This is a genomic window from Mesorhizobium sp. M4B.F.Ca.ET.089.01.1.1 (assembly GCF_004022605.1).
GTDB classification, from domain to species: domain Bacteria; phylum Pseudomonadota; class Alphaproteobacteria; order Rhizobiales; family Rhizobiaceae; genus Mesorhizobium; species Mesorhizobium abyssinicae.
Genome location: NZ_RZOS01000025.1, coordinates 20,579 through 31,350, shown reverse-complemented (window position 1 = coordinate 31,350; position 10,772 = coordinate 20,579). Strand labels below are relative to the sequence as shown.

Here is a 10,772-nt window from a genome sequence, read left to right as displayed (position 1 = left end):
CGACGAGTTCCTCGACCTGATGCGCTCGGGCACGGTCGACATCGTCTTTGCCAACAGCCACGAGATCAAGTCGCTCTACCAGACATCGTCGTTCGACGAGGCGCTGGCCCAGATCCGCAAGGATTGCCGGATCGCCGCCGTCACCCGCTCGGAAAAAGGCTCGGTGATCGTGCGCGGCGACGAGACCGTGGTGATCAAGGCGACCGCCATCAAGGAACTGGTCGACACGACGGGCGCCGGCGATCTCTATGCCGCCGGCTTCCTGCATGGCTACACGCAAGGCCGCGACCTGCAGACTTGCGGCGACCTTGGCTCACTGGCAGCCGGATTGGTGATCCAGCAGATCGGCCCCAGGCCCCGTCAGAATTTGCGCCGCGAGGCCGAGCAGGCGGGGCTGACCATTCCGGACGTTCAAACGAGTTAGTGGCCTACCTTCCCGTTGTGCAGGCTATCTCGCCAGAAGCGCAATCACGGAATAGGGAAATCCTGATGTCGAACATGATGAAGGCGCTTGTGAAGGCCAAGGCCGAACCGGGCATCTGGATGGAAGAGGTGCCGGTGCCGGAAATCGGCCCCAACGACGTGCTGATCAAGATCAAGAAGACGGCGATCTGCGGCACCGACGTGCACATCTACAATTGGGACCAGTGGGCGCAGAAGACGGTGCCGGTGCCGATGGTGACGGGCCATGAATTCGTCGGCACCGTTGCCGATTTCGGCGCAGCGGTCACCGAATACAAGGTCGGCCAGCGTGTATTGGGCGAAGGCCACATCGTCTGCGGCCATTGCCGCAACTGTCGCGCCGGGCGAGGGCATCTGTGCCGCAACACACTCGGCGTCGGCGTCAACCGTCCAGGCGCCTTCGGCGAGTATCTGGCGATCCCGCAGCACAATGTCGTGCCGATCCCCGACGATGTGCCCGATGAGATTGCCGCGATCTTCGATCCCTTGGGCAATGCCGTCCACACCGCATTGTCCTTCGATCTGGTCGGCGAGGACGTGCTGGTGACTGGCGCCGGGCCGATCGGCATCATGGGCGCGCTCGTCGCCCAATGCGTCGGCGCGCGCAAAGTGGTCATCACTGACATCAACCCGGTGCGGCTGGCGCTAGCCAAGAAACTCGGCGTCCAGCATGTCGTCGACGCCTCGAAGGAGAAGCTGCGCGACGTCATGCCGGTGCTCGGCATGACCGAGGGGTTCGACGTCGGGCTCGAAATGTCAGGCGCCGCCCCCGCTTTCCGCGACATGATCGACACCATGAACAATGGCGGCAAGATCGCCATTCTGGGCATCGCGCCGACCGGCTTCGAGATCGACTGGAACAAGGTCATCTTCAAGATGCTGCATCTCAAAGGCATCTACGGCCGCGAGATGTTCGAAACCTGGTACAAGATGATCGCGCTTGTGCAGGGTCCGCTGGATGTCTCCGGCCTGATCACCCACCGCATCGGCATCGACGATTTTCAGATCGGTTTCGATGCGATGAAGAGCGGCAGTTCCGGCAAGGTGGTGATGGACTGGTAGGGATTGCCTTGGCCGCTATTCAGGAAAAGCTGACGACAGCACCTCTGGTCCGCCGGACATTTTCCAACTAGGGGAACATGGCTGGGTGGAGAGCTATGGCTCCGCTACGTGCGCTCGCTAATCATACACGGCGACGTATCGCGGCCCACCCGGTGACGGTCGATGGGGCAATTCGCTTCAGTCGATGACGGAAACCCGGTGAACCGATGCTGAGGCCCCGACGCGATCGTCTATTTCCTATGATCTGCGATTGAGGTCGAGGTGTTGCCGCTTTCAGCGGGTAAAATGCGATAGACGACTTCCGGTACCCTTCCGGTCAGCGAAAAGGAAGGCAACGAGCCGCATTGCCTCAAGCAAAATGTTACCAATAGTGTCCTGTTCCAAAGGGGATGGACAGGTCGTGCCATTCCGGTTCGGGGGAAGGATGGCGCGGCTCAGCATGGCGACACGGTGAAGCGGCGATCGTGGAGCTTTATTGCGGCGTTGACAAGCGGCGCATTCTGGATGAGTTCGAGGCGGTAACCGGCTATTATTCGCAAGCGCGCGATCCGTCTTATGAACCGTCGTGAGCAGAGGCCGTCTGCGGGCAAGAGCCGCAGCCGCTGTTACGGCAGCGATGTCCGCGACGCGCTCATCGTGTTGTGGGAGGATTCGGAGCGGCTGGGTCCGCATCGACGCTCGCGGCGGCCAGCGCCGCCGGGCAGGAATGAGTTCGCAGTTCGCCGCTCGGTGCCAGCCCGCACCTTCGGCGATTGGAAAGATCCGCCGCCCGGCTTTGTTGAGCGCATTCGGGCACGTCTTCGTCAGGGAGCTTCGTGCAGACGATGGTGCTGACCGGATTGCCGCCGGCTGGACCGATTGCATTCCGCTCCGCACGCGCGACAGCGGCAATGTGATCATGGCGATCAAGCAGGCCCGCTCCCGGTTTCGCTGACCCTGTGCTGCTGTTTGCCGGCATCCGCCCGCACAGGAAGAGCTTGTAAAAGCGGTCGGTGCGGAAATCGAGGAGCCGTTGGTCGTCGATCTTCAGCCTGAACGCGGTCGTTTGCTGGTGCCGCAAATCGGCTGTTGCATGTACATCCCTGTCAGACGTCAGTTTTCCTCGCCTATTTTGGTGTCGAGCGCGAAGTGCTCCAACCAGATTGCAAGGCTTTTTGGAAATGAGAGCGGCTTTGCGCAGGGCGCTCCGTTGTTGAGCATTCAAGCTACCAAGCCAATGACGCGCAGGTTCCACCAGGCTCGCCAGCCTTGAAGGACAGCGAAAAAAGCAGAGCACGACAGACACAACAGTGCATCAGGACGCCGCAGTCGTTGAAGATGGTGCGCTGCATCCATACCGTGGATGCATTCGATCCAAATAATCGATTTGTTCAATCAGTTTCTCGAAAGCTAACCCTACCCTCTGTGGGAATCGGGCTCTGAGCCGCGACGCTGCCTTGCGAGCGCAGGGGCTGCACGTAGGAGAGATGATGCAACGAGAAATCGCACGCGGGTTGCTGGCCTCGTGGGTTCGCCGACCGGCGTATTTGAGCCCGTCAGTTGGTCCTCACCCGCGCCTATTGCCACCGAGCGACTTGCATGTCCCTCCGACTCGGACCAGTTCCGAGAGCTGCGACGAGTTGCGCGCCGTGTGCTCCGATCAGATGGCCGCCGGTGACGCGTTCGATGGGCCGTCCCTCTTCGAGAGGAGATGAAATGCGAACGCTGCTCGTGGATCATCATGCGGATCTTGCGCGCGCCATGCGACTTGCGCTCGGGGATGGCGGCTTCGTCGTTGATGTCGTTGGTACTCTGGAACTGGCTTCGAGTGCATTTTCTTGCGCCAGCTATGAAATTCTCCTGCTGGAATTGGCTCTGCCAGATGGCGATGGCTTGGGTTGGCTGAGGCAGTTGAGGACCCACGGGCATTCAGTTCCTGCCGTCATTATGAGCAGCCTTAACGATCTCGATAAGCGAATTGCGATCTTCAACGGTGGTGCGGACGACTTTCTGCTCAAACCCATCTCTACCGATGAGCTTATTGCCAGAATGAGAGCCATTCTGCGCCGGGCGACACAGATGACCGACCTGAGGCTCGTATTTGGCAATCTCGACTTTGATCCGGTCGCCCGCCAGGTTTTCGTTGATGGGCACCCAATGATGATCGCACGTCGCGAACTCTGTATTCTAGAGCACCTGCTTAACCGGGCAGGCCGCATCGTGCCCCGTGCGCAATTGGAAGATCACCTCTATTCATTCAACGACGACGTGTCTGCCAACGCGCTTGAAGTCGGAATTTATCGTTTACGGGGACATCTGACCAGATCAGGTGCAACGCCACGGATCAAGACCATCCGAGGCATTGGTTACATCCTAGAATTGACTGACGCCTCGTCCGCATAGTTTGTCGAATCGAAAGAAGATCTATTTTGCTGATCCTTCAACATCCTTGCCATGCGCTCAATTGGCGGGCGATCGCCAACAAGGTTACAAGACCTGCAGTTCCCCGTTACCTGGGCCATCTCCTCTGCGCGCTTATTGTGACTTTCCCACTTGGTGTCGCGGCGCAAAACAAGCAGGACAAAGGCCCGCCGCATGCGGCTTCGAATAGCATCAACGCCACGCTGACCCTTTCCTCTTCGCTCGGGGAGACCGTTCATCTGCCCGCGCCAGCCACGACCATCTTTGTTGCTGACCCCACGATCGCGGATTTTCAGGCGCCATCGAGCAAAACAATCTTCGTCTTTGGCAAGAAATCGGGGCGGACCAGCCTATTCGCCTTGGATGGCAATGGCGAGCCTCTCGCCGAATTGCGTATCGTTGTCACGCAACCGATCGGGGATTTACGCGCCATGTTGCGGGAGCAGGTCGGCGACTATCCCATCCGCGTCAACTATACGCCGCGCGGCGCAATCCTTAGCGGGACGGCGCCCGACGCAGAGGTCGCCGACACCGCAAAAAGAGTCACTGAGCAATATCTGGGCGACGGAGCGCAAGTCGTCAACAACATCAAGGTCGCTGGATCCCTGCAAGTTAACCTCAGCGTGCGCGTAGCCGAAGTCTCACGCAGCGCCATGAAGTCACTCGGCGTCAACTTGTCCGCCTTCGGTCAAATCGGCAATTTCAAAGTGGGCGTTCTAAGCGGAAGCGCTGCAAGCGCTGGGTCTGGTTCAACCCAGGGTGGCGGTACAGCAGAAATCGGATTCGACAACGGTGCCGTCAACGTCAGCGCGGTTCTCGACGCGCTCGCCAAGGAGCATATAGCTTCCGTCCTGGCTGAGCCGAACCTCACCGCTATGTCGGGTGAAAAGGCCAGCTTTCTCGCGGGCGGCGAATTTCCCATTCCTGTCCTGCAGGAAAACAGGCAGGTATCGGTTGAATTCCGTCACTTCGGCGTCAGTCTGGAATTTGTGCCGACAGTTCTCAGCAACAATCAAATCAACATTCACGTAACGCCCGAAGTCAGTGAACTGTCGACGCAAGGTGCCGTGCAAATCAACGGAATTTCCGTGCCGGCAGTTTCCACGCGCCGAGCCGATACGGTCGTCGAACTCGCCAGCGGCCAGAGCTTCGCAATCGGCGGTCTAATCAGGCGGAACGTCAACAATGATGTCAGGGCCTTTCCCTGGCTCGGAGAACTGCCGATCCTGGGACCGCTTTTTCGCTCGACCTCGTTTCAAAAAGAGGAGTCAGAACTGGTCATTCTAGTTACGCCTTACATTGTAAGACCAGGCTCCAACCCAAACCAGATGAGCGCACCGACCGAGCGGGCGGCACCGGCTTTGAACGGAGGGGGCGCTCCGACGAATTCCGTGACAAGTCCCCCGCGAGACCGCGCTGCTATCCGTGCGGGCGCGCCAAGCGCCCAGGGCGGTCTCGGCTTCATCATCGAATAGTGTCATCCAAAGATGTTGCGTTTTATAATCCTCTTTGTCGCTCTGGCACCAAGCGTAAGTGGCTGCACAAGCACTACGCCAGTTGATGTCGAACCATCGGCACCAATGCTTGTCCGAGAGGAGACCACCGTCCTGACGTTGCAAAGCCTGCGCGCTTCCGAACGGCAGCGTTTGCGTGTTTTCCTAGACAAGGCCAGTCGCGGCCGGTTCGATGCCATCCACCTCCTCATCAGCGGTTCGCCCCAGCTCAGCGCAGGGGTAGCCCATCAGGCCAGGCAGTTGGCAATCGAAGAAGACAACATTCAATTGCGCGATCAACACGACGCCGGCTCAGTGCGAATTGAGGCGATTGTCTATCACGCCCGTCCGCCGGTCTGTCCCTCATATGGTGCCTTACCCAATGAAGAATCCTTCAAACAGCCGCTTGGTTGTTCGACAGGACATAACCTGGCCGTGATGGTCAACGATCCGCGCGATCTGCTCGACAATCAGGCCGTCAAGGCCGGCGATGGCGATCGTGCTTCTGTACCAGTTGCAACTTACAGAACATTCGGGACGGATAAAGGTGGCTGATACCGCCCTTATCTCGGCAGCACTCCTACCGGAGATTGAAAGCTTCCAATCGCGTCCTGATCTAAAATAAAAGGAACCGCTGGATGCAATATAGGCGCTATATCGAGGGCCTTAGGGCCGTTGCTGTACTTCCGGTCGTACTCTTTCATTTCGGAATTTCGGCGATCCCGGGTGGCTTTAGCGGGGTCGATATCTTCTTCGTCATCTCCGGCTACCTAACCAGCGGAAGCCTCCTGGATGACCTTGAACGCGGCCAATTTTCCATCGTCAACTTCTACTGGCGCCGTGCCCGGCGCATTCTGCCGGCGCTCGTCTTTGTGATGCTTCTCACCTGCATTGCAGCATTGTTCATTCTTCTGCCACCGGATCTGCGCGGATTCAGTCTTAGCATCATAGCTACCTCGACCTTCTGGTCGAACGTTTTCTTCTGGAAAACGTCAAGTTACTTCTCTATCGATGCCGCGCTTCTACCACTGTTGCACACTTGGCCGCTTTCCGTAGCGGAGCAGTACTACATCTTCGCACCAATCCTGATGTTCCTAATCTATCGCTACATCGGGAAGCGCTGGCTGACGACACTTCTTCCGATAATTCTCTGCAGCTTCGTAGTGGCGGTGATGGCGACATCGCTGGCACCCACCGCCGGATTCTATCTGCTGCCGACCCGAATCTGGGAACTCATGTTGGGCGCCCTGCTCATGCTCAAATGCCCCTCGCCGCTGGGCAACCGATTCCTGATGGAGTCGGTGGGGGTGGCCGGATTTGGCCTTCTCGCCATCGGGTTCTTCGCGATTTCGGCGAGTGATCCGTTCCCAGGCTACAACGCCTTGTATCCATGCATCGGAACGGCCCTTCTGATCTATGTTGGCCAAAATACCCCCTCGACGGTCGCCACCCGCATGCTCGAAGTCCGGCCGCTGGTCTGGATTGGGCTCATCTCGTATTCGTTGTATCTTGTTCACTGGCCTCTCAATGCGTTCGCGCACTATCTTTCGTTCCAAAAACTCGATCCGTTGATGACCGGTGCGATGTTGGTGGCAAGCCTCGCATTGGCTGCATTCTCCTGGAAGTTTGTAGAGCAGCCGTTTCGACAGAAGAGGGCCTTCACCTCCCCGGGGCCTATCTTCGCCTTTTCAGCGCTCGCGATCGTTGTCCTTTGTGCCGGCGGAGCGGCGGGGGCGCTCGGCAATGGCTTTCCGCAACGGTTTCCGGACTATGTCCAGCGGCGCATTTCCGTCGGGGACTGGAGGAATGGCATCTGTTTCAACGAGGGCACCAGCCGGATCGAAAGCTGGAATATGGAGGATTGCACGCGCACCAGCGGTTTTCCAACAACGGTTTTTTTGTGGGGCGACTCCTTCGCCGCGCACTATGTTTCCGGCTTGGGTGCTAACATAAATCGATTGCAGGCGAACATCGTTGAATATACGTACGCCAGCTGCGCGCCGATACTCTATTACTACCCTTACGATCGTCTTGATTGTGTCCGGTTCAATCGCAAGGCCTTGGACGTCATCTTGGAAGCGGACATCAAGACGGTTATCCTCAGCGGTAGATGGAGTGACTATGAGGTCAGAGGTTTCGACGGTCTTCAGCAAACAATCGCTACGCTTCGTGCCCTGGGCGTGCGCGTGTTTGTCATCGGCCAGTCTCCGCAGTTCCCAACTGACGTCCGGAAAATTGCGTTCTTCGCCAAGCGCCAAAATCTGGACGATACGTCCTGGCCGATCGCGATGGACCCCGACATCAACGAACGTGTGCGCTCATTTACCAAAGGCGCCACATTCATCGATCCGCTGAAATTCCTGTGCAGCGCAGGACGCTGCGCCTATTCCGATAGAGGAGAGTTTTTATATTTCGACTATGGTCATTTCTCTTCAGCCGGCGCCACACTGGCAATCTCGAAATACTGGCCGGCTTTTGGCAAGGACAATGCTCTTCCTAAGACGAAGTAGCGGCTCAGCGGCTGACAAGCACCAGTACGGGTCCCAGTGATAGCTCCTGCTTCCGCAGCAGCCGCGACGATGGAGCTGTTCAGGTTTAAGGCCCCCCGATAGTGACCTAGGATGGGTGCTGCCACGCGGCTCGGACTCAGCGTGCATTATCACGTAAATGTTGAGAGAATGAATGGCGCCGCGAAGGGCAATTCCAGCCGTCCAAAGCGACAGGCGTGTCGCGGCCTCGACATTGCAGTGGCGCTTACCTAACACGGCCTCACACTGCCCTCTAAGCGGCCCCGAATTTGAACTGACGGCCCCTGGCCGGTTCATCGGGCAGGTCAAGGGCTAGGTGTAGTACACAGGGCTCATAACTTTCAGTTTCTAGTTGGTACGATGGGCCGTGGACGGTCGATGCAGACTTCAAGATGGCGAACGAAGCTCTCCATGCGTGCGTTGTCGAGGCAAGTGCCTTTGCCATGCTCGCGACTGGAGAGATTTCAAAATGAGCCTTGTAAGCGGAGAATGCCGCCGACGCTGTTCGGCTTGCTCGTGCCCTTGACGGCGGTAGGCTCGGCAGGGCCGAGGCCAGAGTTGCCGTAGTGGTCGTAATCGACCTCGGCTGTGACCGTGAAGCCGGGAACGACCATGTAGGCGACGTTTGCAGCCACACCAGCATCCTTGAGCTGATCACCCGAGACCTGAAGGTTGAACGAAGTTTTCTCGTCAAACTCGTAGGTGGCGCCCGCCCAGAAAGCCCACTGGCCGTTCCAGATTTTGTACGAGCCGCGCCCATGATTGGCAATTGCGCCGTTTGAGTCCTCGTTGAGACTGGCATTGGAACCGTAGCCGAAGAGTCCAAACAGCGACAGCTGGTTTGTGACAGCGACGTCGACGCGGATCTTGCCGGCAAAAGCTTCGTAATTGCTGTCATAAGCCGCGACGCCGGTGATCGAGCCCCAGCCTTGCGTGTATTTCAAGCCGGCGACAACGTGCGGAATATAGCTGTCGATAGTACCGGCTGAGCCCGATCCTTGTTCGAGCGAAATCACAGTCGAAATGCCGTTGCCGGCGTCGAAGTGGTACTGAGCCACGTTGGTGTCGAAGCCGGCCGACGGAACGAGCATACTATCGAGAACGTCGCCAGCGTAGCTTACAAACGTATCGAAGGCCGACCCCTCCTTGCCAACTCGCAGGCCTCCCAGCTCGACCCAGGCAGAAGCCAGTGCGAGGCCGCTGTTGAAATCATAGTTCTGAGGACTGTCATGCGAGTTAGCGCTGTTGCCAAAATTCACGTGGGTTTCGGTATAGGTCGTCAACGCGCCGAGCTCGGTCTGCTGGCCGGTCCAAGTTTTGAACGTGAAGCGTGTGCTGTTTCGCCAAGTGCCTTGGTCCTCGCCAGTTCTCACGTCCGAGGTTCTTGCGCTGTCATACGATCGGACGTCACCCAGGCCGATATCGTAACGGACATAGCCGCCGATGCGCAGGCAGGTCTCGGTGTTGGGAATATAGGAATATCCCGAGCCGAGGACGTCGCAGATCTTGATGTACTCGGCCGGTTCCCGCTCGGCGCCAGCTGCTCGACCGACGGAAACGGTCATCAGAGCAGTTAAGCCGAGAAGAGGACTCTTGATGTACATGTCTAGATCTCCATGAAGGAATAAAAAGGATAGAGGCGAAAGAGCAAGCTTTTCCTCTAAATTTTGTGCGTGTTGTCTCCAATATGTGGACGCCAAAGCGCTTGACACGAGAGGTGAGCCAGCGTAAAAGCCACATGTACTTATAATAGTGTTTTCTGTTAGGAGATTCATTATCGTTTACATGTGAAACACTCCGGTCGGACCGCTGCAGCTCTCCGAAATAGAGCAGCAAGCGACATGCCAACCTGAAGCGTAAATGCGGCCGACACCAAAATCGGGCCGACGCGCCTTCGTCTCGCTGGAATCACTTTTTTTGAGGGTCACTGCGAAAAGCAATGTGCGACACGGTTCGCCATGTTCGATATGTGACAGTCTCGTTTAACAGCGACGGCTTCCCGTCTGACCGCAACGGAGGCCGCGCCATGCGCTACCGAGAAGGATCACTGCGCGTACGCTCCGCAAGGGCTGCGCCAGGAACAGAGGGCGTGCGCGTCCGAGGCGTCGCATGGTGGCCGCAGCACCTTTTCGCCGCTGTAAGTTCGCCGTGCAGGTACATTGCGCGGCCGGAAGCGAGAGGGAGCGCACCCTGAAACGGCTGCCTACGGCTCGCCTCGAGTAATTGGCGATGAACAGCATTCTCGAGAACTTAGTCTCGACGGAAAGAGCAACGAAAGGAAGCCGCTTGGACGAGCACGATCCGAAGGAAGAACCGATCGAGACCATTTTCCGCAACGGCACAATCACTGCCGTGGGTATCCTGCTTGCCTTTTCGCTCGGCTTCCTCACTCATTGGGCCGCGAACCCCTTGCCATGGCAACTCTACGATCTGTTCGCCGTAGTGCCGATCCTGCTCGGCATCGCACTGCAGATGAGAGCGCTGTCCATGCTGCTCGACATGAGTTCCTTGCGGCGCCCCATCTACGAACGCGCCAATCGCATTTTCATGGTCGGCCTCATCCAGACCGCGTGTGGCGTCGGCATGGCCATCTTGGTCGATCTTTTCGGGATATCGGTAGGGGGCACGCTGCCCGGCGCTTGACGACAAGCCACACCGCCGCTCTTCGCTCGAAGCGACGTCAAGCCGGGGAACCTTGTGCACCCCCTAGCGGCGTCCTCCTTTCATCAAATGAGCCGACGTCAGCTTTAGAGCGTCTCGGTGGCTAAAGCCGGTATGGTTTTTCGGCCGGCAGGGAAGGCCGCTGGCTGGACCTGGATGGCGTCTG

Annotated in this window: 8 protein-coding genes and 1 pseudogene; 8 read left to right on the top strand and 1 reads right to left on the bottom strand. The window is 58.0% G+C overall.

The window, feature by feature from the left end; all coding sequences use genetic code 11:
• From EN780_RS04680 to EN780_RS04650, 7 genes and pseudogenes are all read left to right on the top strand, one after another.
• On the top strand, positions 1-424 hold a 424-nt coding region (locus EN780_RS04680; protein ID WP_245499874.1), incomplete at its 5' end, for a PfkB family carbohydrate kinase.
• 65 nt (positions 425-489) lie between these two features.
• Positions 490-1,524, top strand: a complete 1,035-nt coding sequence (gene tdh, locus EN780_RS04675; RefSeq protein WP_126063920.1) for an L-threonine 3-dehydrogenase — start codon at positions 490-492, stop codon at positions 1,522-1,524.
• A gap of 714 nt (positions 1,525-2,238) precedes the next feature.
• Positions 2,239-2,407 (top strand): annotated as a pseudogene (locus EN780_RS40415) (transposase); the annotation flags it as partial.
• Between the two features lie 812 nt (positions 2,408-3,219).
• Entirely contained in the window at positions 3,220-3,906 is a 687-nt protein-coding gene (locus EN780_RS04665; protein WP_024505585.1) for a response regulator transcription factor, read from the top strand.
• A 71-nt stretch (positions 3,907-3,977) separates the two neighbouring features.
• Positions 3,978-5,399, top strand: coding sequence for a type II and III secretion system protein family protein (locus EN780_RS04660; protein ID WP_050580548.1), 1,422 nt, complete (start codon positions 3,978-3,980; stop codon positions 5,397-5,399).
• A gap of 12 nt (positions 5,400-5,411) precedes the next feature.
• Positions 5,412-5,972 (top strand): CpaD family pilus assembly lipoprotein, encoded by a 561-nt coding sequence (locus EN780_RS04655; protein WP_063169261.1) that lies wholly within the window; start codon positions 5,412-5,414, stop codon positions 5,970-5,972.
• Between the two features lie 83 nt (positions 5,973-6,055).
• Positions 6,056-7,927, top strand: coding sequence for an acyltransferase family protein (locus EN780_RS04650; protein WP_126080682.1), 1,872 nt, complete (start codon positions 6,056-6,058; stop codon positions 7,925-7,927).
• A 482-nt stretch (positions 7,928-8,409) separates the two neighbouring features.
• Here the strand turns inward: EN780_RS04650 and EN780_RS04645 are convergent, their stop codons facing one another.
• Positions 8,410-9,549: a porin gene (locus EN780_RS04645; RefSeq protein ID WP_126063922.1), complete on the bottom strand. Its 1,140-nt coding sequence runs from the start codon at positions 9,547-9,549 to the stop codon at positions 8,410-8,412.
• A gap of 682 nt (positions 9,550-10,231) precedes the next feature.
• Between EN780_RS04645 and EN780_RS04640 the strand changes: the two genes are divergently transcribed.
• A complete protein-coding gene (locus EN780_RS04640) occupies positions 10,232-10,588 on the top strand; it encodes a hypothetical protein (protein ID WP_024505577.1) in 357 nt (118 codons plus the stop codon).
• The last annotated feature ends 184 nt before the right edge of the window (positions 10,589-10,772 follow it).

Excerpts from the sequence above, each read along its gene's own strand:
- tdh (WP_126063920.1), top strand. The coding sequence starts at position 490 with ATGTCGAACATGATGAAGGCGCTTGTGAAGGCCAAGGCCGAACCGGGC.
- EN780_RS04645 (WP_126063922.1), bottom strand. The coding sequence starts at position 9,549 with ATGTACATCAAGAGTCCTCTTCTCGGCTTAACTGCTCTGATGACCGTT.
- EN780_RS04650 (WP_126080682.1), top strand. The coding sequence starts at position 6,056 with ATGCAATATAGGCGCTATATCGAGGGCCTTAGGGCCGTTGCTGTACTT.
- EN780_RS04665 (WP_024505585.1), top strand. The coding sequence starts at position 3,220 with ATGCGAACGCTGCTCGTGGATCATCATGCGGATCTTGCGCGCGCCATG.
- EN780_RS04655 (WP_063169261.1), top strand. The coding sequence starts at position 5,412 with ATGTTGCGTTTTATAATCCTCTTTGTCGCTCTGGCACCAAGCGTAAGT.